This is a genomic window from Nocardia sp. NPDC049526, assembly GCF_044465765.1.
GTDB lineage: Bacteria > Actinomycetota > Actinomycetes > Mycobacteriales > Mycobacteriaceae > Nocardia.
The window spans coordinates 169,695-195,564 of sequence record NZ_JBITMA010000006.1 but is presented as its reverse complement, the minus strand read 5'-3'; the positions used below and the strand labels follow the sequence as shown (position 1 = coordinate 195,564).

Annotated in this window: 23 protein-coding genes; 13 read left to right on the top strand and 10 right to left on the bottom strand. The window is 65.5% G+C overall.

What is annotated here, in order from left to right; genetic code table 11:
• Positions 1 to 34 precede the first annotated feature (34 nt).
• Genes ACIBW7_RS20580 through ACIBW7_RS20565 form a run of 4 tightly spaced genes read right to left on the bottom strand, consistent with a single transcriptional unit; the run spans position 35 to position 3,024 of the window.
• A complete protein-coding gene (locus ACIBW7_RS20580; RefSeq protein ID WP_397048493.1) occupies positions 35 to 250 on the bottom strand; it encodes a hypothetical protein in 216 nt (71 codons plus the stop codon).
• Positions 251 to 253: 3 nt separating this feature from the next.
• The gene (locus ACIBW7_RS20575) at positions 254 to 688 is read right to left on the bottom strand and encodes a Zn-ribbon domain-containing OB-fold protein (RefSeq protein WP_397048491.1); all 435 of its coding nucleotides are present in this window, start codon (positions 686 to 688) and stop codon (positions 254 to 256) included.
• Positions 685 to 1,896 carry a thiolase C-terminal domain-containing protein gene (locus ACIBW7_RS20570; protein WP_397048489.1) on the bottom strand — a complete coding sequence of 404 codons (1,212 nt, stop codon included), beginning with the start codon at positions 1,894 to 1,896 and terminating at the stop codon, positions 685 to 687. Before ACIBW7_RS20570 ends, ACIBW7_RS20575 begins: the two co-directional genes overlap by 4 nt.
• 3 nt (positions 1,897 to 1,899) lie before the next feature.
• Positions 1,900 to 3,024, bottom strand: coding sequence for an amidohydrolase family protein (locus tag ACIBW7_RS20565; protein WP_397048487.1), 1,125 nt, complete (start codon positions 3,022 to 3,024; stop codon positions 1,900 to 1,902).
• Positions 3,025 to 3,186: 162 nt separating this feature from the next.
• Between ACIBW7_RS20565 and ACIBW7_RS20560 the strand changes: the two genes are divergently transcribed.
• Positions 3,187 to 3,873, top strand: a complete 687-nt coding sequence (locus tag ACIBW7_RS20560; protein ID WP_397048485.1) for a TetR/AcrR family transcriptional regulator — start codon at positions 3,187 to 3,189, stop codon at positions 3,871 to 3,873.
• A gap of 90 nt (positions 3,874 to 3,963) precedes the next feature.
• Here ACIBW7_RS20560 and ACIBW7_RS20555 read toward each other — a convergent pair whose 3' ends face one another.
• Genes ACIBW7_RS20555 through ACIBW7_RS20545 form a run of 3 tightly spaced genes read right to left on the bottom strand, consistent with a single transcriptional unit; the run spans position 3,964 to position 7,286 of the window.
• Positions 3,964 to 6,411 carry a CaiB/BaiF CoA transferase family protein gene (locus ACIBW7_RS20555; RefSeq protein WP_397048483.1) on the bottom strand — a complete coding sequence of 816 codons (2,448 nt, stop codon included), beginning with the start codon at positions 6,409 to 6,411 and terminating at the stop codon, positions 3,964 to 3,966.
• A 48-nt stretch (positions 6,412 to 6,459) separates the two neighbouring features.
• Positions 6,460 to 6,864 (bottom strand): MaoC/PaaZ C-terminal domain-containing protein, encoded by a 405-nt coding sequence (locus ACIBW7_RS20550; RefSeq protein WP_397049057.1) that lies wholly within the window; start codon positions 6,862 to 6,864, stop codon positions 6,460 to 6,462.
• On the bottom strand, positions 6,864 to 7,286 hold the full coding sequence (locus ACIBW7_RS20545) for a MaoC family dehydratase N-terminal domain-containing protein (RefSeq protein WP_397049055.1): 423 nt from the start codon (positions 7,284 to 7,286) through the stop codon (positions 6,864 to 6,866). Before ACIBW7_RS20545 ends, ACIBW7_RS20550 begins: the two co-directional genes overlap by 1 nt.
• 255 nt (positions 7,287 to 7,541) lie before the next feature.
• On the opposite strand from ACIBW7_RS20545, the gene ACIBW7_RS20540 reads away from it, so the two are divergent.
• Positions 7,542 to 8,291, top strand: coding sequence for an enoyl-CoA hydratase-related protein (locus tag ACIBW7_RS20540; RefSeq protein ID WP_397048481.1), 750 nt, complete (start codon positions 7,542 to 7,544; stop codon positions 8,289 to 8,291).
• 4 nt (positions 8,292 to 8,295) lie between these two features.
• On the opposite strand, the gene ACIBW7_RS20535 is transcribed toward ACIBW7_RS20540, so the two are convergent.
• The gene (locus tag ACIBW7_RS20535) at positions 8,296 to 9,567 is read right to left on the bottom strand and encodes an amidohydrolase family protein (RefSeq protein WP_397048479.1); all 1,272 of its coding nucleotides are present in this window, start codon (positions 9,565 to 9,567) and stop codon (positions 8,296 to 8,298) included.
• Positions 9,568 to 9,701: 134 nt separating this feature from the next.
• Here ACIBW7_RS20535 and ACIBW7_RS20530 point away from each other — a divergent pair, with 134 nt between their 5' ends.
• Entirely contained in the window at positions 9,702 to 10,307 is a 606-nt protein-coding gene (locus ACIBW7_RS20530; RefSeq protein ID WP_397048477.1) for a TetR family transcriptional regulator, read from the top strand.
• Between the two features lie 47 nt (positions 10,308 to 10,354).
• Here the strand turns inward: ACIBW7_RS20530 and ACIBW7_RS20525 are convergent, their stop codons facing one another.
• Positions 10,355 to 11,950, bottom strand: a complete 1,596-nt coding sequence (locus ACIBW7_RS20525) for a GMC oxidoreductase (protein WP_397048475.1) — start codon at positions 11,948 to 11,950, stop codon at positions 10,355 to 10,357.
• Positions 11,951 to 12,340: 390 nt separating this feature from the next.
• A complete protein-coding gene (locus tag ACIBW7_RS20520; protein WP_397048473.1) occupies positions 12,341 to 13,960 on the bottom strand; it encodes an MFS transporter in 1,620 nt (539 codons plus the stop codon).
• Positions 13,961 to 14,281: 321 nt separating this feature from the next.
• On the opposite strand from ACIBW7_RS20520, the gene ACIBW7_RS20515 reads away from it, so the two are divergent.
• From ACIBW7_RS20515 to ACIBW7_RS20470, 10 genes are all read left to right on the top strand, one after another.
• Positions 14,282 to 14,794 (top strand): hypothetical protein, encoded by a 513-nt coding sequence (locus tag ACIBW7_RS20515; RefSeq protein ID WP_397048471.1) that lies wholly within the window; start codon positions 14,282 to 14,284, stop codon positions 14,792 to 14,794.
• Between the two features lie 222 nt (positions 14,795 to 15,016).
• A complete protein-coding gene (locus tag ACIBW7_RS20510) occupies positions 15,017 to 15,826 on the top strand; it encodes an SDR family NAD(P)-dependent oxidoreductase (protein ID WP_397048469.1) in 810 nt (269 codons plus the stop codon).
• Complete coding sequence (locus tag ACIBW7_RS20505) at positions 15,823 to 16,017, top strand: ferredoxin (RefSeq protein ID WP_397048468.1); 195 nt, start codon at positions 15,823 to 15,825, stop codon at positions 16,015 to 16,017. The genes ACIBW7_RS20510 and ACIBW7_RS20505 overlap by 4 nt, the downstream gene beginning before the upstream one ends.
• Before the next feature lie 9 nt (positions 16,018 to 16,026).
• Positions 16,027 to 17,265 carry a cytochrome P450 gene (locus tag ACIBW7_RS20500; RefSeq protein WP_397048467.1) on the top strand — a complete coding sequence of 413 codons (1,239 nt, stop codon included), beginning with the start codon at positions 16,027 to 16,029 and terminating at the stop codon, positions 17,263 to 17,265.
• A 33-nt stretch (positions 17,266 to 17,298) separates the two neighbouring features.
• Positions 17,299 to 18,471: an amidohydrolase family protein gene (locus ACIBW7_RS20495; protein WP_397048465.1), complete on the top strand. Its 1,173-nt coding sequence runs from the start codon at positions 17,299 to 17,301 to the stop codon at positions 18,469 to 18,471.
• Complete coding sequence (locus ACIBW7_RS20490) at positions 18,468 to 19,703, top strand: M24 family metallopeptidase (protein WP_397048463.1); 1,236 nt, start codon at positions 18,468 to 18,470, stop codon at positions 19,701 to 19,703. The genes ACIBW7_RS20495 and ACIBW7_RS20490 overlap by 4 nt, the downstream gene beginning before the upstream one ends.
• The gene (locus ACIBW7_RS20485) at positions 19,693 to 20,847 is read left to right on the top strand and encodes a M24 family metallopeptidase (RefSeq protein ID WP_397048461.1); all 1,155 of its coding nucleotides are present in this window, start codon (positions 19,693 to 19,695) and stop codon (positions 20,845 to 20,847) included. Before ACIBW7_RS20490 ends, ACIBW7_RS20485 begins: the two co-directional genes overlap by 11 nt.
• Positions 20,840 to 21,796: an enoyl-CoA hydratase/isomerase family protein gene (locus ACIBW7_RS20480; RefSeq protein ID WP_397048459.1), complete on the top strand. Its 957-nt coding sequence runs from the start codon at positions 20,840 to 20,842 to the stop codon at positions 21,794 to 21,796. Before ACIBW7_RS20485 ends, ACIBW7_RS20480 begins: the two co-directional genes overlap by 8 nt.
• A 3-nt stretch (positions 21,797 to 21,799) precedes the next feature.
• Positions 21,800 to 24,193, top strand: coding sequence for a CaiB/BaiF CoA transferase family protein (locus ACIBW7_RS20475; protein ID WP_397048458.1), 2,394 nt, complete (start codon positions 21,800 to 21,802; stop codon positions 24,191 to 24,193).
• On the top strand, positions 24,193 to 25,866 hold the full coding sequence (locus ACIBW7_RS20470) for an FAD-binding protein (RefSeq protein ID WP_397048457.1): 1,674 nt from the start codon (positions 24,193 to 24,195) through the stop codon (positions 25,864 to 25,866). Before ACIBW7_RS20475 ends, ACIBW7_RS20470 begins: the two co-directional genes overlap by 1 nt.
• Positions 25,867 to 25,870 lie beyond the last annotated feature (4 nt).

Here is a 25,870-nt window from a genome sequence, read left to right as displayed (position 1 = left end):
CTCCATATTTCTGGCTGTCCATGAGTGCCGCCGATCAGATCGGCGTGCTGCCGGTGTGCGCCCGGGCGAGACGCAGGCCTTCCCGCTGGGTCGGCGCCTGGATCGTCCATTCGCCGCAGGAACACCAGCATCGGTAGTGCTCGCCGTCGGGGACGATCGCCTGGCCGTCGCAGGACCCGCCGCTGTTCGCGATGCTGGTCAGGAATTCGAGGGGTTTCTCCTCGAGCGCGCTTTCGTATTCGTGGTCCATCACTCACTCCTCGGCTTTCCGGAACACCGGCAGGAGCCAGCCATCGGTGATCGGATGGAAGTCGACGATGAGCTCCATGCCTATGCGCACCTGGTCGGGTTCGATATCGATGACATTCGTGACCAGGCGGGCACCGGGGGCATCGGGCAACTCAACGACGGCCGGGACCAGCGTCACTTCCGGCAACCCGGGAAAGCCGTGCACCACGGCGAAGCTGTAAACGATTGCGCGGCCGGATAATTCGGGCCAATCCATGGCGGTGGATCGGCATTCCGGGCAGAACGGCGTCGGTGGTAGCCGAAATGTCGCGCAGTCGGCGCATTGCGGTGCGACCAGCCGCCGTCGCTTCGCCGCCTGCCAGAACGGCTCGGTCACGGCGTCGGTCGTGATCTTGACGAGGTCGGACGGCAGCGCCGTGGCCAGGCGCGCCGCGCTCATCGGTCCTGCCCCAAGATCAGACCGCTGACCGGCAGGCTGGCGGGTCCGCCGGTGCAGAGCGCGAATTCGGCGTCGGTCACCTGGTTGATCGCGGTGCCGCGCAGTTGCTCGACGCCCTCGACGATCTGGGTCATGCCGATGATGTACGCCTCGGAGAGCTGTCCGCCGTGCGGGTTCACCGGGATGGTTCCCGGTTTCCTGCGTGGGGTGTACCGAATCGCGCCGCTCTCGATGAAGGGGCCGCCCTGGCCCTTCTCGCAGAAGCCGTAGTCCTCCAACTGCATCAGCACCATCGGGGTGAAGTGGTCGTAGATGAGTGCCACATCGATGTCCTGCGCTGTGATCCCCGCCTGCTTGTAGAGCCGCCCGGCGATCGGTTTATGTCCGGACGAGGCGAAGCTTTCCTCCGGCATGCCGAACCACGAGAACGCGCGGCCCCAATCCCGGGTGCCGCCGTGCGCGACGGCTACCACGGGCACCGGCGGCTGCCGCAGATCGCGAGCGCGATCGATCGAGGTCGTGATCACCGCGACCGCGCCCTCGGTCTCCAGGCAGAAGTCGTATACGCACAGCGGTTCGGCGATCATGCGACCGCTGAAGTATTGCTCCTTGGTCAGCGGCGTTCGCTTCATCGCCTTGGGGCGATTCAGCGCGTTCTGCCTGGTCGACATCGCGATTTCGGCGAACGCGTCCCTGGTGGTGCCGTATTGATGCATATGACGCCGCGCCAGCACCGATATCAGGTGGCCCGGCCCCGCCAGCCCGGCAGGCTGCAGAAACGACCCGACCGGGCTGACCGGCTTGGCCGCCATCACGGTGCCGAGGCGTTGTTTCTGCTGCTGCAACGCCATGACGGTGACGACGACCGAAGCGTCACCGGCCACGATGGCCGCCCTGGCCAGGCCGATCGCCCCGGCAGACCCGCCGCCACCGGATGTCAGCGACGCCGAGAAACGGATCTCGGGAATGCCGAGGGTCTCCATGAAGTCGACGGACTCCATCTTGTCGCCGTATCCGGCGCCCGCGCCCGAGTAGTACGCGAAACCATCGATATCCCGCACCGACAGCCCGGCATCCGCACAAGCGGCGAGAATGGCTTGCCCGGCGAGCTGAACGATGCTCTTGCCCGCGGATTCACCCCGCCGGTAGTAGGGCGTGGCGCCCACACCGACGATCGCGACGTCACGCAATCCTGTATCGCCGGCCATGGTTCAGACCTCGTCGGCGGGGATCGGCGGAACATGTGGGAACAGCTCGAAGAACGCGCCCTGCGTTATCCGCAGCCGGACCTCGTCCGAGACACCGTCGAACAGGGACTTCAGCGTGTCCTGGGTGTGGCCGAAGGTGCCTTCCATATGCGGGTAGTCCGAACCGAACATCACGTTCCGGTAGCCCATCGCCTCGTATGTGGCGACCGCGGTCTCATCGTGCTGGAACGAGGCGTAGACCTGCGTCATCAAGGTCTGCTTCGGATCGCGTGCGAGCTTCGGACGCACCGCCATGTGATGCTGCCGGTAGCCCTCGACCATGCGATCGCCCAGGAACGGGATCCAGGTGGCGCCGCCCTCGGAGATCAGCACCTTCAGATCAGGATGCCGATCCAGCGCGCCGGACGCGACCATTTTCATGGCGGCCCGCTGACCGGAGAAGGTCGATTCGGCGTAGTTCAAAACCGCCCCGCCGGGACCGCGGTAGACCACACCGGCACCGCTGCTGGTCATATCCACCGGATCTGTACCGACGTGGAAGGCCAGCACCATGCGCGCGCGTTCGGCCGCATCCCAGAACGGTTCCCAATCCGATCGGTGCCAGTCGGGTGCGCTGGCATGCGGGGTGGTGGGCAGGAATACCGCTCGAAAGCCTTGCTCGGCCGCCCATTCCAGTTCGGCGATCGCGTCCTCGACCACCAGCGTCGACACCTGGGCGGTCACCACGTAGCGGTCCGATACCGCGGCGATTTCCTCGAGCGCCCATTCGTTGCTGGCCCGCATGCAAGCGCGGAGCAGTTCGGGAGTCCGGAAGGTCGAGGCCCACATCCCCAGCGAAGGAAAGATCACCTCACCCCAGACGCCCTCCTGGTCCAGATCCCGCAGACGTGCTCGCGCATCGCGGATGCCCTGCGCCTTGCGACTCGCCTCGAGGAATTCCACGGCCACCGAGCTCGGCAGTTTGCGTCGGAACGACTGACCGTCCACGTGCACCGTCTCGTACTCGCCGTCGGGGTCCTTCTCGGACTTCGGCGTCAGTTCCGCGAGCCGTTCGGGCAGTCGCGATTCCCAGAGATCGGTCGGTTCGAGGAAGTGGGAGTCGCCGGAATTGGTCCAGATCTTCGGCATGAGGATCCTCTGAAGCTCGGGCCGCGAGCACCGCGGCAGGTAGGTCTCGAATCGGATGCTACGTCAATTTCTAATGGTTTGTCATTAGATATTGGTTTGCGGGGTGAGCGGGGCATCGGCGAACATGGGCATCGGCCGGCAACCCGACGAGAATGGGGACCCATGTCCACAGGCGCTGAGACCGCTGGCCGCAGGCGACGGCACACCACAGGCGAGGCGACTCGCGAATTGCTGATGACGACGGCCGAGCGGCTCTTCGCCGTGCGTGGGGTGGAGGGGGTGACCCTGCGCGAGATCCAGCTCGAAGCCGGTCAGTCGAATTCGTCGGTCATCACGTACCACTTCGGCTCGAAGGCCGGACTGGTCCAGGCGCTGATCACTTTCCGATACCAGACCATCGACGCGCGCCGGGCCGCATTGGTGGAGCAGGCACGTGCCGACGGATCATCCGACGATCCCCGGGCAGCGGTTTGGGTGATCGTCCGCCCGCTGGTCGAGAGCATCCGAGCCGGTGAGATGTTCGTGCCGTTCCTGGCCAGGCTGAGCGAGAATCCCCGCGCGCACGCCGAATACTGGCCGGGGCACATCAAGGACACCACGGTCGACGTGCTCGCGGAATTGGTACCCGCCGCACTCGGCGGCATGCCCGCTCGAGCACAGCGCGGTCGACGAGTGCAGCTCTACAACAGCGTGCTCAACCTGCTCGGCGAGCACGCGCGCAGCCGACAACGGATCAGTGAGGCGCAGCTCAACAATTACGTCGACGGCTGGGTCGGGATGCTGACCGCGCCGCTCTCACCGTCGACCCGTGCACTCATGGAGTCGGAGGCACGGGTGTCGAGCGGATAGTCGTGAGCGGGCATCGGCGAGTGCACCATCAGGACAGCGGGCTGCGCGCACGGCGGAGCCGAGCGCTGTCGAGGCGCGGTCGGAGCGTTTTCAGCCCACGATCTGTCTGTCGCGCAGGTCAGCGATGCGCACGTCGTCGTACCCGATCTCGCGCAGTAGCGCATCGGTGTGCTCGCCGACGGTGCAGCCCGCGTCGGCCTTGACCGACGACCGCGAGAACCGGTTGAGCGGTGCCAGCCGTCGATGTTCGTCGAATATCGGGCTGACCGCGTCCACGGCGTAGCCCGCTTCGTAGAACTCGTCGGTCTGCATCTGCCACTCGGCCGACTCTTGGGCGACTGCGACGCAGCCGACGTCGCGCGCCGTGAGATGGGTTTCCCACTCGTTTTTGGTTCGCTCCCCGAATATTTCGGTGAGTGCCGCCGCCAGCGTCTCACTGTTGGCGCTACGCGCCTGCGGCGTCGCGAACCGTTCGTCGGCGAGTTTGCCGTGGCCGAGCGCCTCGACCAGTGGCTCCCACTCGTGCTCCGCCGGAGCGGCGAGGAATACCCAGCCGTCGGCTGCGGCGTACATCCGATAGAGCGGGCCGAGGCCGCGGAACTCCGCGTCGACGGTCGATATGGCGGGCCGTCCGGCGTAGCTCGTATTGCGGGCGATCAGCGCGTGTGTGCTGGTGGCGAGCATGGTAGTGACCAGCTCGGTCATCGCGATCCCGCGCCGCTTCGCGCAGAGGCCGAGCAGCAGGGCCGACGCCACCCCGAGGGCGGCGATTCCATCGCATTGGACCGCGGGAACCGAACCGGCCGAGTACAACTCACGGGCACTGCGGAGCAAGTCCACGCGATCCTCGGGACATTGGCCCGCCAGTGGTGCGTCGGTTCTCGAAATTCCGGACGCCGCACCGATCGACGGCGCGTAGGCCGGTCGGGGAGCGTATGGGCCGTCGATCCCGTAGCCGGGAGCGTGCACATAGACCAGATCCGGGTTGATCGACTTCAGCGACGCCTCGTCGACGCCCATCCGGGTGGCGACCCCGGCGCGGTAGGTCTGCAGTACCGCATCGCATCCGCGGACCAAATCCCGCACCACCTCCCGCCCCGCTTCGGTACCGAGATCGATGGCGATGCTTTCCTTCCCCTGCAAGACCTTCGCGCCTCCGGCCTCGGGAAAGGCCATCAGCCAGCGGATCAGATCGCCGTCGAGCGGCTCGATTTTGATCACGCGCGCGCCGAGGTCGGTGAGCAGCGTCGCGCCGTACGGTCCGGCGTACATCGAGCCCAGCTCCAGCACGGTCACGCCCTCGAGCGGATACCGTCGGGCCACGTGCGCGCCAAGCGCGATCCTCGCTTGCGCACCCTCTTGGGCGAACTGCTGGATCTCCTGGTCGTACTCACCGAGTTGGGGGGCGCGTCGGATATCGGTGAGCGCGCGACCGTTCGCATGGACCAGCGAGGACGGCTGCCGGACCGGGCCGAGATGCGGATCCGCGACAGTGACCACGCGGCCCTCGTGCACCAGCTGGTCATGGTCGAGTGCTTCGTCGGGTGTGCGGAACTGCTCCCCGAAGACATCCAAGGTCGTCTCGAATACCTGCCGCCACTCGTCCAGGGTGCGTTCCTCGACCTTCGACAGCATTTTGTTCCACCACTCGAACCGCAGGTCCGGATCGGGCATGGTCGGAAAACCTTCCCATTTGGGGTCGGCCAGCTCGGCCCACAGGCCGAGCTCTTCCAGGAACGCCTGCGTGAGCCGCGGCGATGTCTGCGCGAACTGCAGCCAGGTGCCGTCCTTCGTTGCCGCAACAAGCAGCGCATACATCAGCCGGGATTGCGGACGTCCCTGCTCGTCGAACGCGGCGACGAGCGGTTCGAAGGCATCCGGGTAGCGGTGCAGGATCATTTCGAAGAACCAGTTGTACGGATCGTGCGCCCCCACGCCCGTCACCAGATTCGACTCCACGACCTGGCCGAGTCCGCTCTGATCGCGCTCGATCAGGGCCGCGAGAATGCCGTGGACCGCCGCCTGGGCCGCACCGAACGAGGCGTACGGCGCCGAGACGAACGCCGGATCCGGGCCCATGGTGAGCTGGCGTTTGGAGTGGAAGACACCGGTCTTGGCCATGATCAGGCCCTCATAGCCCTTGTAGTGCGACCACGGTCCGCGCGAACCCCAGCCGGTGATCATCGCCGCGACCAGCCGCGGATACCGCTCGGCCAAATGCTCGGGCGTCAAACCCAACCGTTCTGCCGCCGCCGGTCGCATGGTGCTGACCAGCACATCGGCCTTGCACAACAGCCCGCTGAGTGTGCTGCGGCCCGCCTCACTACCGAGATCGAGTGTGACACCGCGCTTTCCGCGCAGCAGGCCCGGCCAGCCCGGATCCCGGCGCAGCGGACTGCCGCCGACCGGCTCCACCAGAATGACGTCGGCTCCCGCATCGGCGAGAAACTGCGTGGCCTGCGCACCCGGCAGCGTCGTCGAGAGGTCGACGACGACGAGTCCGGCGAGTGGGCCTTCGGCAGGGATAGCGCTTGTCATTGGTCCTCACAATCCAAGAGACACAGGGATTTTCGCCATGGGCGACATTCAGCGGTCGACGGCGAACTCGGCGGATCCGTGCACCACCAGCGCTCCATCGGATTTCCGCAACTGGATCGACAACTCCACGCGCGTCTCGTTGTCGTGCCCGAACACTCGGACGATTTCGCCCGAGGCGACCAGACGATCACCCCGGTAGACCACCTTGGTGAAGCGGGTGCGGAACCGGCGGACCGTCTCCTCGCCGAAGTGCTCGGTGCAGTACGTGGCAAGCCACCCGGCGCCGAGCATTCCTACGCTGAAGGCGGCCGGATACCCCACCGAGCGCGCCAGTTCGTCGTCGTGGTGCATGGGATTCATATCGCCACTCGCGCCTTGATAGCGGACGATGTCGGTCATCGTCACCGGGCCGAAGGTGCGCTCCGGCAGCCGCGTGCCGGGAATCAGGTCCATCACGACCGCTCCTTGCGCAAATATGCCGAGGTATACCGGCATTCGGCTCTCAGCGTGCCGCCGTCGTCGCGAAAGGACACCACGAAACGGACCACGACCATCGGCCCATTGCGTGTCTGTTCGACCCGGACATCGTGTAACCGCTCGGAGGTGTCCAGGGTCTCGCCCGCCCGCGGCACCGGTCCGTGGAAGATGTACTCCTGCTCCAGCGACAACAGATTTCGCCGCTCGGCGGCGACGCCGACGGTGGTGCACGCGGCAGCGACCTCGGGCGCCTGCAAGCTCGTCCCGATGTGGTCCCAATACACGACCGTCGCCAGGAACGTCGGCGGTATCGGGGCCGTGGCGTTGTCCAGATATGCCGGGCGGGTAGCCGCGGTCGCGGTGGCGTACTCGCGCACCTTGCCCCACTCGATCGGCATGATCGCCACGGCTGCTCCTCGGTCGGTCACTCGGTCATCGCGGCACCCGGGTGATCGAGCGCGCCCGGTCATGCCACCGACTTCGGCAAAGATAGCGAATAGCGTGTACTAATTACAAGCAGTGTCAACCAAATTCGTGAGAAATACTGGCAATATGGAGCTAAAAGTGTCCTTATTATCGGTCTGGCGAGAGGATCTCGGTATGAAAGGCGCGACTGGATCGGCCGCAGCGATCCCGGCGGTCGGGTCGATGCGATGACTGTCCATCAGGAGCGACGGGACCGGGTCCTCGTGGTTCGGATCGACCGCGAGGAGAAACGCAATGCCATCGATCGAGCGGTCGCCGAGGGCATCGACGCCGCGCTGAACCTGCTCGAGGACGATCCGACGCTCTGGGTCGCCGTACTGACCGGAACCACATCGGTGTTCTCGGCGGGCACCGATCTCAGGGACGGTGCGGGCGGCGGCACCGAGCGGGGCGGGGAGTACGGCATCATTCGCCGTCGCCGGGGGAAGCCGCTGATCGCGGCGGTCGAGGGACCGGCCTACGGCGGTGGTCTCGAGATCGTCCTCGCCTGCGATCTCGTAGTCGCTTCGCGCACAGCCCGTTTCGCACTTCCGGAGACCCGGCGCGGTGTGGTGGCCTCCTCGGGCGCGCTCTTCCGCACACTGCGCGCCCTGCCGCTGCACATCGCCAAGGAGCTATTGATCACCGGCGCTGTATTCGACGCCGAACGCGCTCACCGGCTCGGACTGGTGAACCGCGTTACAGAGGCGGGCCACGCACTCGATGCGGCACTGGAACTCGCCGATGACATTTGCGCCTCGTCACCCGTGGCGGTCGGGGCGACACTGGCGGCGATCGCGTCTCAGCACGACGCGTCCGATGCCGACGGTTGGGACGCCACCGCCGAAGCCGTAGTACGGGTAATGCGCAGCGAAGATATGAAAGAAGGTGTCGCCGCATTCCTGGAAAAGCGCCCACCGCAGTGGCGGGGGCGCTGACCAGTCAGGCGACGTTGACCGGGGCCTTCTTCACGCTCTTGTCGAAGCCCACGACATCGGCCAGGGTGCCGCCCAGGATGACCGCCCGCTCGTCATCGGGAACCCCGTCGAAGTTGAAGTCGATGCACTCCTTGCTGCTGCGGAAGGTGCCTTCCGCGTGTGGGTAGTCGTTGCCCCAGATGACGGTCGACATTCCGGTGATGTGGCGGGCCTTGACCGCCACCGGGTCGTCGGCGAACTGCACATGGATCTGACGCTGGAGGTATTCGCTGGGCGAGAGGGGGTAGGGCCATTTCCCGTTGATGGCGAACAGCCTTCCCATGGTCGGCTGGTCGGTCGGCGGGCGAGTGTCGTCCCAGAATCCGAGCCACCAATCGGCGTCCTGGCCGATGCCGGTCCGCCAGGATTTGTCCATCATGCCCATGAACGAGACCAGCCAGCCCGCGCCGAACTCGGTGAGGTTGAAGTGCAGGTCGGGGAATCGTTCACAGACACCGCCACCGATGAGGGAGGCGATGATCGCCTGCGGGCTGGCCGATGCGGTGTTCCCGCCGCCCATGGTCCGGCCCGCGACCATATCGTCGGTCAGCTGTCCCTTGCCCATATTCATGGCCGTCATCAGACCCTTGACGGTCGTCGCCGTTTCGGACACCGACTCCTTGACCATCACCCCGCCGGTGGCGACGTGGAAGAACACCGGCAACCCGTGCGCCTGAGCGGCCGCCCACACGGGGTCGTACTCCCGCGACCAGTAGGGCAGCGGCGGGATCTCCGGCAGCAGGAGTGCGCCCAACCCCATGCGCGCACATCGCTCGATCTCGGCGACCGCGTCCGGGATGTCGGTGAGCGGGATCGCCGCCGTGGGGCGCATCCGATCCTTGTACGGGAGATACCGTTCGACGACATAGTCGTTCCACGCGCGTGCGTGCGCCATCGACAGCTCGTGGTCGTCGGTGAACAGGACGAACAGCGACAGGTTCGGGAACATCACCGAGGCGTCGACGCCATCGAGATCCATATCCCGGATGATGTTCTCCGGCTCGCCGTCCGGTGTCCGTCCGCCGAGCTGCCGGTACTTGGAGATGGTCCAACCGTCGAACCCGACCGTGTGCAGCTTCTTGAACTCGGTGTGCCCGCCCGCCACGATCGGCTCGTCGAGGGTGAACTCCTCCTCCCAGAGGGCGCGGTCCCGAAGATGTTTGGGCAGCCGGGTTTTGTACAGGTCGACCGGCTCGATGATGTGCGTATCGCCCGATACGACGAAGAAATCCGACACGTTGACACCTTGCTTTCTTGACAGTTCCGCGCACCGGCGCGAGTAGAGACTTGGCCTCATTAGTGAGACTGAGTGTCAGACTAGCTCGCAAAGTTCAGATATGTCACGAAATCGCAAAGGGTAGCGTCATGCCCATGAGCGGAACCAAGCGCACGAGAATGATCGCCCGCGCCGCAGTGCGAGCCGACCTCGCACAGGTCGCCTACGAGCTGACCCGAGAGCGGGGGTTCCACAACGTCACCGTGGACGACATGGCCGCGGCTGCCGGGGTTTCCCGCAGCACGCTCCTGCGCTACTTCGGCAGCAAGGAGGAAGCGGTGCTGAGCGCGTTCGACGCCCACGCCGACCAGTTCGCGGACGCGCTACGTGCCCGGCCCGCCGAAGAGGACGACTGGACGGCGCTGCGCCGGGCATTGGGCGGGGTCATCGAGTTCTATCTGCAGGACCCGGTCGCCGCGCTCGCCATGACGCGACTCATCTTCGACACCCCGGAGTTGTCCGGGCGGCAACTGGAGAAACAGCACAGTTGGCGACCGGCCCTGACCGCGGCGCTGGCCGAGCGGGCAGGTGTGTCGGAACCGGTTCCCATCTCAGTGGAGATCAAGGTCGCCGCCGCGACGAGTTGCCTGAATATCGCCGTCGAGCGCTGGTCGGCATCCAATGGCGAACTCGATCTGGCGGAGTTGCTCGATGAAGGATTCGACGCGCTCTCGTCGGCTCGGAACGGGCGCGCCCACTAACAGATCGGCGGGGTCGCCCGCTATGCGGCGACCCCGCCGACGGGTGCTCAGATGATCGAACCGACGTCTTGTGCCACTAGATGGTCGAGGGCGCGCTCGGCGACGGCGGCGATGGTCATCGATGGGTTGCAGGCCGCGCTGTTGCCCGGGATCAGCGCACCGTCGAGAACATAGAGCCCGCGCTGCCCGTGCACGCGGCCTTCCAGATCGCAGACCGGGCCCATATTCGCACCACCGAGCGGGTGCCAGGTGGACGGGACCGCAAGGTTCGTATCGACGAGAACGCTTGCCGCACCGGCGATCTTCTGCACCAGCGGACCGATCGCGCCGTTCTGGATCACCGCGTCCCCGTCCTTGGGCCAGCGCAGCACGGCCTCGTCCTTGCCCGAGTCGTAAACGAAGCGTCCGCGGGCGTTGCTGACGCCGTAGCCGACCAGCATGGTGGTTCGTGCATCTATGCCCGCCGGCGGGATCGATGCCTGGATGACCGTGGCCGCTTTCGATGGATCGTCCCAGTTCAGGCTGCCGTAGACGACAGGTCCGCCCTGTGGGTAGCCGAGATCGCTGTCCAGGCAGGTCCAGGTGTAGATGCGGTCGGCATTTGTGCCCCAACCGCTGCCGAGTCCGTCCGGCAGATCCGGGATACTTCCCTTCGCCTTGGCTCGCACCAGCAGTTTGGTGGTGTTGAGGCTTCCGGCGGCCATGACCAGCGTGCCCGCGGTGAGGATCTTGTTCTCCAGCACCGTGCCGGAGGAGTCGGTCCGGTCGACGTAGACGGTCCACCGTCCGTCCTTGGCCCGTTCGACCTCAGTGACGTGGTGGAGTATTTCGACCTGCACCTTGCCGGTCGCCTCCGCCGCGGCGATATAGGTGACGTCGACGGAGTGTTTTCCGCCGTTGTTCACGCCGAGCGCACCGTCGCCGTTGGTATAGGAGGGCTTCATCTCGCCACGGAGTTCGGCGAGCGCGTAATTCCAGTCGATCGGCATCGGAATCTTCGACACCGGCAAACCGGCCTTGCGTACATGCTGTTCGAAGACGCGGACGGCCTGATAGTTCGGACTGGCGATCAGCTCGTCCGGGGCGACCGCGAGCTGCAACATCTGCGCGACGCGCGGATAGTGGATCCGGTTCATCGTCGGCCAATCCAGGCCGTCCGGGAACTGCGTTGCGAATGCGGCCTGCGACGGCTGCAGCGACATGCCTTGGTACACAAGCGATCCGCCGCCGACACCGGCCGCGCACAGCGCGGTCATATTCTCGCCCGACACCGTCTCGAGTAGCCCGGCGTATGGCTCGAACGCCACCGGCTTACCGAACAGCTCCGGCGCGGACTCGTACCAGAGAATGCGCTTGTCCGGAGAGGTGGCATGCGGGAACGTCTCCGCGTTCGGACCTGTCGGCCAGCGTAATCCGCGCTCCAGCATCAAGACCGGGACTCCGGCCTGGGCTAGGCGCAGCGCGGTGACGCCGCCGCCGAATCCCGTCCCGATCACGATGACCCGATGGTCTTCGCGGATGAGCGGGACACTCCTCATATTTGTCGCGATACCGCTGCTACCGGCGGCGATTCCCGTACCCGCCAATGCGACTGCGGCACCGGCGGCGCCACCGAGAAACGACCGGCGCGTGAATGCGGACATGTTTGGTCGACCTCCTGACCGCGGGGATCAAATCCCGCGGGGATGTTGAGAGCAAGGAATACCGGCCCGCGGCAGGGGATTTCGCGCGCGGGTGTCGGGGGAGCTCCCGCGGCGAATCCCGCGGGATGTCGAGAGGAGGAATACCGGCCCGCGGCAGGGGATTTCGCGCGCGGGTGTCGGGGGAGCTCCCGCGGCGAATCCTGCGGGACGTTGAGAGGAGGAATACCGGCCCGGCGGCAGTGGATTTCTCGCGCGGGGGTTTCGGGAGACCTCCCGCGGATGTCGGTGGGTGCAGGGGGTTGACGACATCCGCGGGAGGTCAGGCCCGCCGACAAGACGTGGGCACGATGGGTGACGGCCGTCGGCGGGGGATTGTGTTGCGGGAGTGGGTTACTCCGCGTGGTCGGCGCCGCCGCGCGCCGCTGCGCGACCGTGCCGCAGGATCACCGCCAGGACCAGTGCGATCACAGCGGTGCCCAGTGCGAACCAGAAAGTCTGGGTGTAGCCGCTGTCGGCGAATACCTGCGGTATCGGCTGGACGGCGTGGTTGCCCATGACGTCGATGTTCGCCTTGATCGGGTTGTTGTTGAGCAAGGCAGTGACCACGGCGAGGGAGATCGCCGTGCCGAGGTTGATGGTGACACCGAGCATGCCGGTACTGATTCCTTGCTGTTCCTGCGGTACCGCGTCGACGACGAGATTGGCCACGGCGGCGTAGAAGAAGCCGAACCCGATCCCGGACAGCGCGTAGAACACCGAGTAGGTGGCCCAGCTGTAGTCGACCAGGATGTAGCCCATACCGGCGACCGCGTTGACGGCGAAGCCGGCGATCGCCGGTATGCGGGCGCCGTATCGATGCGCCAGCCAACCGCCGAGGGGGCCGGCGATGACGGCGACGAGCCCGGCCCAGAGTCCGACATGCAGCGCGTACTGCAACATGGTGAAACCGTTGCCGTAGCTGTAGCTGGGATCGAGGACCACCTTCACCATGTCGACCGGCAGCGTGGCTCCGGTCATCTCATGGGCTTTGGCCACGACACCCTGAGCGACCTGGTCGCGCAGCCCGTCGGCATTCGGGGTCTGGGTCATGTACGCCAGCGTCAATGGCTGTATCGCGATAATGCCGACACCGAAGAACGACATCAGCAGCACCATGCTGACCTTGGGGTTCAACAGCAGCCGGAGGTCGACCATCGGCCGGCTCACGCGTGTTTCCACCACGAAGAACAGGGCCAGCAGCACCAGTCCGCCGATCAGCCAGGCGATGCTGGTCGCGCGGCCCCAGCCCCAGCTCTGGCCGTTGTCCAGGTAGAGCAGAACCAGCAGCGTACCGACCGACAGCAGCACCGCGCCGAAGGGATCGATCCGATCGCGAACCCGCAGCTTCGATTCCGGAACCATGAGTACGACGAGCAGCGTCATCAGGGCGGTGAAACCGCCCAGACTCCAGAACAACGACCGCCAGGAGAAATGGTCGAGGAGCACACCGCCGAGCACCGGCGCTATCGCAGCGGCGATACCGATCCCGGCGCCGACGAAGCCGAGCGCGGTCGCCACGAACCGCCGCGGCATCAGATCCCGGATCAGGCCGAAGGCAATGAACTGACTGGCGACGGCGAACGCCTGCAGACCGCGTCCGATCAGGAACAACGTCCAGTTGCTGGTGACCGCGTCGATCAACGAGCCGACCACGAACAGCACGCCGCATGCCACGAACAGCAGCTTCTTGCCCCAGATGTCGCTCATCTTGCCGAGCAGCGGTGTCGCGGAGGCGCCGACGAGGCCGATCAGGATGACAATCCAGTTGATGTTGGCGCCGACGTCGGGGAAGGTGGCGCTCATATCGTGCAGTGCCGGGGTGATCATCGTGTACTGCACGGGGACGACCTCGGTCATCAGCACGATGAGCGCGAGTACCGCGTAGATGCGAAGTCGCGAGGCGTTCTCGAGCCGACCGGTGTCGACGGCGAGGTCGACTTCATCCGGTGGAGGAGTGGTGGTAGCGGACATAATGCGCTCCAGGGGGAGAAAAACGATGAGTGGGAGTCGTACAGCGGTGACTCTTGGCGGCGGACGATATGAGGTCGCATCCGTCGTGCGCGCGTTCGTCCTACTCACCGGAAATTCGTGCGTATCCGTGCAGCGACCTTCGGTGATGCGGTCGAGTCCGGGGCATGCCGCTGCGCTCGGTGGTAGTGGTCGTCGCGGTCTGCGGTGCCGCGTCGATCAGCTACGAGCACCGTTTGCCCGCTGAGCGGAACAACGGATATGCGATGGGCGGACGGGGGCTTTCATGTGTCTCCCAACACATCCCCTACAAGGACACCCACAATGAATCATCTGATCGTTCGCCGAGTACTCGCCGCCGCCGGGGCCATGGCAATGCTGTCGGCAACCGTCATCGGCTGTTCCAGTTCGAGCGATGACTCGTCCAACAGCACCACGACGGCGACCCACGCCTCCGCCGCGGCGGTCACTTCCGCGCAGGCCGATTCGAACGACCCGGCGGTCAAGGAAATCACCGCTGCCTTCGTCGCATTCTTCGACGGCAAGACTCCCGCCGACACGAAAGCCGGTCTCGTGGAGAACGGTTCGACGTTCGCCCCGACGCTCGCGGCGCAGGCGAACAGTCCGATGGCGGCCGGTTCCACTGGGACGGTGTCCGATGTGAAGCTCGACGACAGCACGCATGCCTCGGTCACCTACACCGTCCTGATCAACGGCAACCCGGCCCTGCCGAATCAGGCGGGCAAGGCCATCAGCGTCGACGGGAAGTGGAAGGTCGCCGCGGCGACCTACTGCGGTCTGCTGAAGTTGCAGGGCGGCGCTCCGGCCAGCTGCTGATCGCCGCGCTACGGGTCGGTAACTCGGCTTTCTACTGAGTGAGACAGCGACCCGCGAAATTCGTGCGGTCAATAGCATCGGCCCTGAGCGCAGCGCCTGGTGAAAATCGGCCAGTCTGCATGGGATCCGTTGTTGTCCAAGATTTTTCGTATCACACGCCGAGTGTCGGGCGACAGCGGGTCGCCGATGCTCATTCGGCCGTCGATGAAAGGCATACACGCTGTGGTGAATGAATTAGCCGGCAAAGTCGCCATCGTTACCGGCGGCGCGGCTGGAATCGGTGAGGCCATTGTCGAGCTGTTCGCGGCCGAAGGCGCCCGAGTCGTCATCGCCGACCGGGACCCCGATCGGGGTGAACAGCTGGCCGAACGCCTCGGCGCGGAGGTCATCTTCAGTAAGACCGATGTCGCGGATCCCGAGCAGGTAACCCAGCTGGTGGCCACCGCCGTCGAGCGATTCGGCGGACTCGACATCATGGTCAACAACGCGGGCATTTCCGGTGCGATGCATGCCGGATTCCTCGACGACGACCTCGCCGATTTCCATCAGGTGCTCGGTGTCAACCTGCTCGGTGTGATGGCGGGAACGCGGGAAGCGGCACGCCATATGGTTGCCAACGGCGGCGGCTCGATCATCAATCTCTCCTCGATCGGCGGGATTCAGGCCGGTGCGAGCGTGATGTCGTACCGCGCATCCAAAGCGGCGGTAATACATTTCACCAAATCGGCCGCGATGGAATTCGCCGCCTTCGATATCCGGATCAACTGCATCGCACCCGGAAACATTCCGACCTCCCTGCTCGCCTCGGCCGTCGCGAATATGGGTGCGGAGGACGCCGAACGGTTTGTCGGCGCGGCCCGCGAGATCATGCGGAACAGCAAACCGCTGCGGCGAGACGGCGAAGCTCGCGATGTCGCCGAGGCCGCGCTGTACTTCGGCAGCGATCGGTCGGCGTATGTGACGGGCACGATCCTGCCGGTCGACGGTGGCACCGTCGCGGGCATGAAGAGCCAGGTCAAGGAGCTCCGATGAAAGTGATTGTCGAACAAGACAAATGCCTCGCAAACGGTCAGTGCGCGCTGTACGCCGGCGACGTATTCGACCAACGCGACGAGGACGGCGTCGTCGTACTGCTGAACGAACATCCAGCGCCAGACCAGGCCGACGCCGTCCATCAGGCCGCTGCGGCCTGCCCCGCACTCGCCATCCATATCGAGGAATGACGGAGACCCATGTCCGAAACATCGATCGGAACCGCGACCGACGCCGCCGTGCCCCAGTATCCGATGGAGCGCTCGATGCGCTGTCCGTTCGCGCCGCCGCCCCGGCTGCTCGACATGGCCGCCGCGAAACCGCTCAGCCGAGTGCGGATTTGGGATGGCAGCGAGCCGTGGGTAGTCACCGGATACACCGAAGCGCGGTCGCTGTTCTACGACCCGCGGGTCAGCGTCGACGACCGCCGCCCCGGATTTCCGCACTGGAACGAGGGCATGAAGGCGATGTCGGACTCGCGCCCGGCGTCGGTATTCAACCGGGACCTGGAGGAGCACGCCCGCTACCGGCGAATGCTGACGAAACCGTTCGCGCTCAAGCGCGTCGAGGCATTGCGGCCGGTGATCCAGAAGATCACCGACGAGCACATCGACGCCATTCTCGCGGGTCCGCAGCCGGCCGATATCGTCGCGGCGCTGGCCCTGCCGATGCCGTCGCTGGTCATCAGTGAGCTGTTGGGCGTCCCCTACGCCGACCACGAATTCTTCCAGCGCCACAGCGATGTCGGACTGGGTCGATACACCACCGCGGAGGAGTCGCAGCATAACGTCCTCGGCTTGCTCAACTATCTGGCGGAGCTGACGGAGGCCAAGGCCGAGAATCCCGCCGAGGACGCGGTATCGGATCTGGCGGAACGGGTCAAGGCCGGGGAGATCGATAAATGGGAGGCCGCGATGCAGGGCGTCGGCCTGCTGGTCGCGGGGCACGAGACCACCTCGAACATGATCGGTCTCGGTGTGCTCGCCCTGCTGGAGCATCCGGAACAGCTGGCGGTCGTCCGCGACACCGACGATCCGAAGGTGCTGGCCAACGCCATCGAGGAGCTGCTGCGGTATCTCAGCATCATCCATACCGGGCAGCGGCGAGTTGCCATGGAGGACATCGAGATCGGTGGCGAGGTGATCCGCGCCGACGAGGGCATCATCATCGACCTGGCCCCGGCGAACTGGGATCCGAATACCTTTCCCGAGCCGGACCGGCTGGATGCCGACCGTCCGAATGCCAACCAGAACATGGCATTCGGACACGGGCGGCATCAATGCGTCGGCCAGCAGCTCGCCCGTGCGGAGCTGCAGATCGTCTTCCAGACACTGTTCCGGCGTATTCCGACGCTGCGGCTGGCGACGACCATCGACCAGATCGACTTCAAACACGACCGGCTGGCCTTTGGGGTCTACGAGCTGCCGGTCGAGTGGTGACGAATTCCGACAAGAAATGCATGGAGGCAAGTGATGTCAAGCCCGACGAAGAACGTCTCGTTATACCCACCCGAGGGCTACGGCGCGCCGAAGAACAGGCACGGTAACGCCACCGGTGAGGTGGGTCTGCCCCCGGGGACGGAGGTGTTCTCGGCCGATAATCACATCTCGCTCTCGGACGATATTTTCTTCCAGTATCTTCCCGAGGAGCTGAAGGCTCAGGCGCCGCGGATCTGGTATGAGGAAGGTGCCTATCAGGTCGGCGCAGTCGGACATTCGTTCCTGCCGCCCGAATTCAGTGCCGTCCTGATGCAGTACGACGACCTCGTCGGCGCGGCAAGCGGCAACCTCGAGGCGCGTATCGAGCAGCTGGCCGAAGACGGCGTCTACAAGGAGTTGGCGTTTCCCAACGCCGTCCTGGCGCTGTTCTTCCATTCCGACAAGGAAATGCGCGAGCGCCTGTTCCGGATCTACAACCAGTACATGGCGGGCCTGCAGGAGCGTTCCAAGGGTCGTTTCTACGCCGCGGGTTTGATCAACTGGTGGGATCCGGAGGGTACGCGCCGGACCCTGGAAGAGCTGAAGTCGTTGGGGCTCAAGACTTTCCTGCTGCCACTCAACCCGGGTACGGACGCCGACGGCAACCAGATCGACTACGCGAGTACGGCGATGGACCCGGTGTGGGACGAGATCGAAGCCTCGGGCGTGCCCATTTCCCATCACATCGGGGAGACCGGGCTCAAGGCCCCCTGCGAGTTCAACACCATCGTGGTCGGGATGATGGTCAATGTCGACTCGTTCCGGGAAATGTTCGGCAGGTACATCTTCTCCGGCATTCTCGACCGGCATCCGAAACTCAAGATCGGCTGGTTCGAGGGCGGGATCGCCTGGGTTCCGTCGGCACTGCAGGACGGCGAGCATCTGTACGCGTCCTACCAGCACATGTGCGAGCCGAAACTGCAGCACGACGTGCGCTACTACTGGAAAAAGCATATGAGTGCCGCGTTCATGGTGGATCAGCTCGGCTTGCAGCTGATCGACCAGATCGGCGTGGACAACGTGATGTGGTCCACCGACTACCCGCACAACGAAAGCACTTTCGGCTATTCGGAGAAGTCGCTGCAGCTGGTCGTCGACGCCGTCGGACCGGAAAAGGCAGCCCAAATCGTCAGCGGCAATATCAAGAAATTCCTGGGTATCGAATGACTAATTCTCCGACAGTGGTAGGGACGTCGATCCGAATTCCGGACGAACCGGATCGCGCCAGGATGCGGCGCGAAACCGGAGCCCGGTTGCGGGCGGCGATGGCGGAGCAGGGCGTGGATGCGCTGGTACTGCTCGAAGATCAATCCGTCATGTATGCGACCGGAGCGAGCTGGCCGCTCGGCGACGCTGGTCTGTCGCATATCGAGTGCCCGGTCGCGGTGGTCCTGGCAGCGGACCAGTGGCCGCATTTGTTCATGCCCTTCCGTGAGGGCGCGGCCACCGAAACGGAGTTGCCTGCGGACTACGTCCACGGACCCGTCTATCTCGAATTCGACGAAGGCGTAACGGATTTCGCGCGGATCCTGGCCGATCTCATCCCGAGCGGGGCGAGGGTGGCCGTGGACCAGTCCACGGGTGCGATGCGACGCGCGGAGCAGAAATTGTTCCCGTCCGGGTCGCCCACCGACGCCGCCCTGGTGCTCAGCGCGGCCAAATTGGTCAAGACCCAGGACGAGCTGGCCTGCATCCGCACGGCGTGCCGGATAACCGACACCGCCATGGTCGATGTCCACGCGGCGCTGGCACCCGGAATCCGGCAGATCGATCTGTCGGCGGCCTTCGTGCGGCGGGCGTTCGAACTCGGCGCCACCGCCAATATTCTCGACCCCATCTGGCAGGTCATGCCGGAAAGCAAGGCAGAAGGCGTCTGGACGGTACACGACGATCTTGCGCTGCCCTTGCTGACGACCGAACGGGAGCTGGCGCGCGGCGATGTCCTGTGGACCGACGTGAGCATCAGCTACGGCGGGTACTGCTCCGACTTCGGCCGGACCTGGGTGGTCGGCCAGGACCCCACCCCGAGGCAGCAGGCGCAATTCACCAGATGGCGGGAGATCCTGGACGCGGTGCTCGCGGTGACCCGCGCCGGAGCCTCGCTGAATGAACTGGCCAGGGCGGCCATCGACGCCAACGGCGGCGAAAAGCCCTGGCTGCCCCACTTCTATCTGGGGCACGGCATCGGCGTCGGCCCCGCCGAGATGCCCATGATCGGCACGGATCTGGGCGACGACTTCGACAAGAACTTCGTCCTCGCACCGGGCACGGTACTGGTGCTGGAACCGGTGGTGTGGGAGGACGGCACCGGGGGCTACCGCAGCGAGGAGATCATCGTGATCACCGAGGAAGGCTTCATTCCGTTGACCGACTACACCTACGCGCCCTATGGCAACTGAAATCCTGGCCGACGAACGCGCACTCCGTCTCGGGCGACGGGAGCGCGTACTGGCCCAGATGGAAGCCCACGACCTCGACCTGCTCGTACTGGGCAGACAGGCCAATATTCGCTATGTCACGGGTACACCGCAGCTGTGGACCGCGGGGACCAGGCCGTTCGGTCCCGGATGCGTCCTCGTCCGTGAAACCGGCGACATTCATCTGTTGAGCACCTGGGACGAAGGCGTTCCCGAGGACATTCCGCACGAAAACCTGTACGGGATCATGTGGAATCCGCTCAACCTCGTGGGGGTGCTGCGCCAGATCGGCGGTGCCGCCACCGCCAGGCGGGTGGGTACCGATGCCCTGTCTCCGCTGTTCTCTCAGTTCCTGCCGATGGCATTTCCACAGGCGGACCTGGTCGACGGCGAACAGGCCATGCGTGCCGCCCGGCGGATCAAGACTCCCGAAGAAATTGTGGTGCTTCGGGATTCGATCCGCATCGCGGAAGCGGGCCTGGCGGCGGCGGTGGCCGAACTGCGGCCGGGGGCCACCGAGAAGACCCTGACGGGAGTGATGTTGCAGGCAATGGCGGCCGGGGGCATGAGCACCCCGGCCACCCAGGACGCCGCGTGGGTGACCGCACCGGACCACCCATGGCGGCGCGCGTCCGGTGACCGGCGCGCGCAGGCCGGTGACCTGGTGGCCTTCTCCGCGGGAGTCATCGGCAACGGCTACATCGCCCAGATCGGGCGGACCTGGCCGACCTGGGCGCCGAAGGACGGCACAAGTGCCCTCTACGAGCGGTGGGATCAGCTGTGGTCTCGCCTGCTCGCCGCCTGTCGACCGGGTCGGCTCGCCTCGGAGTTCCTCAGCGCTTACGAGGCTGCCGGTGAACCGTTGCCGCCGCTGCCGGTGGCCCATGCGCTGGGGCTGGGGTTCGATGCGCCCGTTGTGTCGCAACAACTTCCAGCGACCGCCGCCGCGGAGCACCTGGAGCCCGGGATGGTGCTGGCCGTCACCGGCTACGTGTGGGAGCAGGGCATCGGCGCTGTCTTCGGACGGGAGATGGTGCTCATCACCGCCGACGCACCCGAGGTGCTGACGTCCGCCCCGTCGTGGAACAGCAACGCGGGCATCGTGATCGGAGCATCGAATGAGTGAGTCCGCGCCTTCGGCCGAGGAAATCATCCTCTACGAGAAGGATCCCAAGACCAAGATCGCCACGATCACGTTCAACCGGCCCGACCACCTCAACGCGCCGACCATCGCCGCCCGGGTACGCTATGCCGACCTGCTGCACCGCGCCAGTGTCGACGACGACGTCAAGGTGCTCGTAATCCGTGGCGAGGGTGATGATCTCGGCACCGGTGCCGACCTGCCGGAATTCATGGCGGCGCACACCAGCCCCGATCAGGGGCCGAAGCTCGCCGAATTCCGCATCGGCGCCGACGAAGTCACCTATCCGCCCCAGGGCTCGTTCCGGCACGGCGCGACACTCAGTTCGTGGTATGCCAACTCCCACTCCGGAATTCGCAGCCTCCAGGATTTCAAGAAGATCAGCATCCTGGAGGTGAAGGGCTACTGCTACGGGTGGCACTTCTATCAGGCCGCCGACGCCGATCTGGTGATCTCCTCCGACGACGCGCTGTTCGGGCATCCGGCCTTCCGCTACGTCGGGTGGGCGCCGCGCATGTGGTGGTGGGCGCAGACCATGGGCCTGCGCAAATTCCAGGAGATGGTTTTCACCGGGCGGGCGTTCACCGCCGCCGAAATGTACCAGTGCAACTTCCTCAACAGCGTCGTCCCGAGGGACCAGCTGGAAGCGGAAGTGGACAAATACGCACAGGCCTGTGCCAGCAACCGCCCGACGGACACCGTGTTCATGCAGAAGTCCTTCTTCGAGTTCATGAAGCAGTACCAGGGCGAATACCTGGGCAGCATGATCAGCGGACTTTTCGAAACGGTCGGCGGCTTCGCGGCGCCCGACACCGACGACATGATGTTCGACCAGGCCATGAATCGCGGAATCAATAACGCGGTCAAGGACAACGACAGCAAATTCCCGCCGGAATGGCGGCTGAGCAAGCGCGCTCGGGAGCGGAAGGACTAGCTCGTGGAACCGCTCGATGGTTATGTGGTCGTCGATTTCTCCAGTGGGATCGCGGGAGCCTACTGTACGAAGCTGCTGGCCGATGCCGGTGCTGAGGTCGTCAAAGTCGAAGCGCCGGAAGGTGATCGGCTGCGCAGCTGGTCGGCGTCGCACACCGAAATCCCGGCCGGCGCCGACGGTGCGCTGTTCGGTTTCCTCGCGTGCTCGAAGCACAGTGTCGTCGCCGATCCGGATGAGATCGACTTCGTGGACCGACTGTTGGCGGGGGCGGACGCGGTGGTCTGGAGTCGCGGATCGAGTGTCGCGGAGCATCCGTCGTACACTCCGGAAGCCATACATGACCGGCATCCCCATCTGACGGTCACCTCGATCACCCCATTCGGTCTGCACGGTCCCTGGCGGGACCGACCGGCGACCGAGTTCACGCTGCAGGCGTGGTCGGGCGGGATCATCGGGCTCGGTCGCGGTGCGCCAGACCGCGCTCCGGTCTATGTCGGCGGCCGGATAGGCGAGTGGGTTGCCGGGGCATATGCCGCGGCCGGCACCCTGGCATCGCGGCTGCGGACCCTCGACACCGGCGCGGGCGAGCTGGTCGATCTGTCCGTACTCGAGAGTCAAATTCTCAGTCTCACTTACTATTCCGTCACCTTCTTCGAGGCGCTCGGTCGGCTGATGCGGCCGGGTCGAGGGCTCATGGTGCCCGGGGTGGCCAGCGCCGAGGACGGAATGGTGGCCGTCGGGTGCGGGACCGCGCAGCAGTGGTTCGACCTGTGCGCGATGGTCGGGCATCCGGAGTGGATCGATGAGAGCGCGCCGTTCTCGATCAGCGGGCGGGCGGGCGATCTGGCGAGTGAGATCGCCCCGTGGTTCGCCGAGCACACGGTGGCGGAAATCCGGGAGCTGGCAACGGCTTTCAGAATTCCCAATTCCCTGGTCGCCAATGGCGAGAACATCGCCGAGATGGAGCATTACCGGGCGTGCGGATCATTCGTGGCCAACCCCCGCGACGGCTACACCCAACCCGCCCCGCCGTTCCGCTTGGGATCCGAGCCACCGCCGGCGCCTCGGCCCGCCCCGCGCCTGGACGAGCACGGGCAACGATATCGCGCCACACCCCCGGCCGCTCGACGGGACACCGCGAAAGGGTTGTCCTTCAACGGACTTCGCGTGCTGGATATGACCGCGTTCTGGGCCGGGCCGTCCTGCACACACTTGCTCGCCATGCTCGGTGCCGAAGTGATCCACGTCGAGTCGACCACCCGGCCCGACGGAACCCGGCTCATCGCCGGTGTCCCGCTCAGCGAGGAACAATGGTGGGAACGCTCGCCCATATTCTCGAGCCTGAACACCAATAAGAAGAGCGTGACGCTGGACTTCCGAAGCGAGCGCGGGCTCGAGGTGCTGCACCGGCTGATCCAGAGCTGCGACGTGATCGTCGAGAACTACACCCCACGGGTGCTCGAGCAGATCGGGCTCGACTACGAGAAGGTGCGCAGCCTGCGCCCCGACGCGATCATGGTCCGGATGCCGGGATTCGGCCTCGACGGACCGTGGCGGGACAACCCGGCCTTCGCCTACATCATCGAGGATGCGTCCGGACTCACCTGGTTGACCGGCCATCCCGATCAGAACCCGGTCGAGCCGTTCTCGATCGGCGATCCGAATGCTGGTCTGCACGCTCTCAACGCGCTGCTGCTCGCGCTCGAACACCGGCGGCGGACCGGCGCGGGCATGCTCGTCGAGGCGGCGATGGTGGACGCCGCAATGAACGTGGCCGCCGAACAGGTGATCGAGCACTCCGCATACGGGCAACTTCTTGTGCGCGACGGTAATCGGGGACCGGAGGCGGCGCCGCAAAACCTCTACCGGACCGCCGATATCGACGAATACGGCGGCAACGACTCCTGGGTCGCGGTCGCGGTGGCCACCGATGAGCAATGGTCGGGTCTACGTGATGCGATCGGTCGGCCGGACTGGGCGATGGAGCCGGAACTGTCCACCGCCAGCGGGCGGCGCGAGCAGCACGACCTCATCGACAAGAATCTCGCCGCGTGGTGTGGGCAGCGCAGCGCGGGGGAGATCGTCCAAATCCTTTGGGACGCCGGAGTTCCGGTGGGCAAAGTCATGCAGCCGCATCGCGTCGCCGAACTGCCGCAGCTCGAGTCGCGCGGCTTCTACGAGTACGTCGAACATCCGGTGAACCCGACGGTCCGGCACAGCACGGTGCCGTTCACGCTGTCGGACGGCCCCGAACGGTGGCATACGCGTCACGCGCCGTTATTGGGGGAGCACAACCAGGAAGTGTTGGCGGGACTCGGTCTCAGTGCATCCGAGATCGCCGTACTGGAAAACGACGGTGTCATCGGGCAGGCGCCCGCAATGGGCAAGGGAAAGTGATGAACGACTGGGACCATACGACCGACTTCCTGGTCGTCGGCAGCGGTGCCGGGGTGGTGGGCGCACTGCGTGCCCGTGCGCTCGGCAAAGATGTTCTCGTCGTGGAGAAGTCCGACCTGCTCGGCGGATCGACCTGTATGTCGGGTGGCGTGATGTGGCTGCCCAACAATCCGCTCATGCAGCGCGAGGATGTGCCCGATTCGCTCGACACCGCCCTGGCCTATTTCGACTCCGTCGTCGGTGATGCCGGCCCGGCATCGTCTCCGGCCCGTCGACTGACCTACATCAATTCCGGAATCGATATGGTCGGTTTCCTCGAATCCGAGGGCCTGAAGTTTCGGCGGTGCGAGGGATACAGCGACTACTACGCCGGCGTCCGGGGCACTGAAGGCGGATCTGCGCGGGGGCGATCCATCGAACCGGAGATCTTCGACAAGAAGAAACTCGGTGCCTGGTGCGACCGGATCCGGCCCGGCTTCGCGGGCGGCATGGTGATCTACACCGTGGAGGCGGCGCCGATGTCGTTGATGCGCACGCGAATCGGCATGGCCACCATGGCCAGGGTCGGGCGGCGCACCGTCGGCGGGCGCATTCGCGGACAGAAGCTGGCGGCCAATGGCGCGGCATTGATCGCCCGGTTGGTCGACGCGCTCCTGCGCCGCGAGGTCCCGATCTGGACCGAGTCCGCGCTTACCGATCTCGTCGTCGAGGACGGCCGGGTCGTCGGTGCCGTCATCCATCGTGACGGCCGCGCCGTGCGTGTGCGGGTGCGGGACGGAATCCTGCTCGCCGCAGGCGGTTTCGCTCGCAACGAGGCGATGCGCAAGGAGCATTCGGACGGGCTGCCTGTGGGTGCCGACTGGACCTCGTCCAACCCGGGGGACACCGGGGAGGCCATCCGGATCGCGGCGGGCCTCGGTGCCGCGACCGACATGCTGGACGAGGCGTGGTGGATGCCCTCGTGGATCATGCCCGACGGCACCCCCGGCATGTGCCTGTCCGAGCGCTGCAAGCCAGGCTCGCTCATCGTCGATGCCAAGGGCCTCCGCTACTTCAACGAGGCGTGCTCGTATCAGGAAGCCGGACAGCAGATGTACGCGCGGCACCGCGAGAACGGCGCGGCGATTCCGTCCTGGCTCATCCTCGATTCGCTTCACCGGTCGCGCTATCCCTTCGGTATGGCACCCGCGGGCTTGACACCTCGGCAGTTGATCACCGGCGGTACGCTGAAGCGCGCTGACACTCTGGAAGACCTTGCGCGCCAATGCGATATCCCCGCCGACGTGTTGCGGGATACGGTGGCTCGGTTCAACGGATTCGCCGAAACCGGCGTCGATGAGGACTTCCATCGCGGCGAGGGCGACCACGAGCGGTTCTATGGTGACCGCACCCACCAGCCGAACCCCAGCCTGGGGCCGATCGAAAAGGGGCCGTTCTACGCGGCCGCGCTGTACCCCGGAGACATCGGTACCAGTGGCGGATTGCTCTGTGACGAGTTCTCCCGGGTGTTGAACGCCGATGGGGAGCCGATCAGCGGTCTGTATGCGACGGGCAATTGCACTGCCTCCGTGATGGGACGCAAGTACCTCGGAGCGGGGGCGAGTATCGCTGCCTCGGCGGTATTCGGTTATGTCGCAGCGAATCACGCTTCGTCGGACCCCGGGGTGGCCTAGTGCC